General features: G+C 73.2%; 1 protein-coding gene. It reads right to left on the bottom strand.

The window, feature by feature from the left end; genetic code table 11:
* Nucleotides 1-482, bottom strand: a 482-nt coding sequence (locus D3D02_RS19295; RefSeq protein ID WP_199723222.1) for a TatD family hydrolase, incomplete at both ends; no start/stop codon positions are given.

Below are 482 nucleotides of genomic sequence, written 5' to 3'. Positions count from 1 at the left end.
GTCTTCGGGCCGAGCACCATCCCCGGGCGGTCGGGGTCGTCCACGAAGTCCGTCTCCATCAGGAACGGCTCGCCCGCCTCGGCGGCGCGCTCCAGCCGCTCCTTGTCGCTCATCACGCTGGGCGTGACGCCCGCCAGCTCGCCCGCGGCGTAGTGTTTCACGACCTTCGAGGGATCGAGTCCGACCTCCTCGGCGACCGCCGCGAGGTCGGTCAGGTCCTCGGTCGCCTCGGTGTGGAGCTGGACCGCGCAGCCGACCTCGGCGCCCAGCTCGAACGCCCGGCGGGTGACCGCGTTCGACGCGTCCCACACAGCGTCGCTCACGTCGTAGTGGGGACGGCCGGACTTCAGCGCGAGCGCGTCGCCGTCCGCGACGTACTCGCTCGCGACCGACAGGCCGCCGCGCATGAGGTCGCGGGCCGCCTCGGGCGAGAAGCCGCGCTCGTCGACGAGCCGGCTGATCAGTCCGGGGTGGACGCCGAG

It is taken from the genome of Halobellus sp. Atlit-38R (assembly GCF_003665925.1).
GTDB lineage: Archaea > Halobacteriota > Halobacteria > Halobacteriales > Haloferacaceae > Haloquadratum > Haloquadratum inordinatus.
Note: the sequence above shows the minus strand (reverse complement) of the source record. Positions and strands in the feature narration are given on the sequence as shown.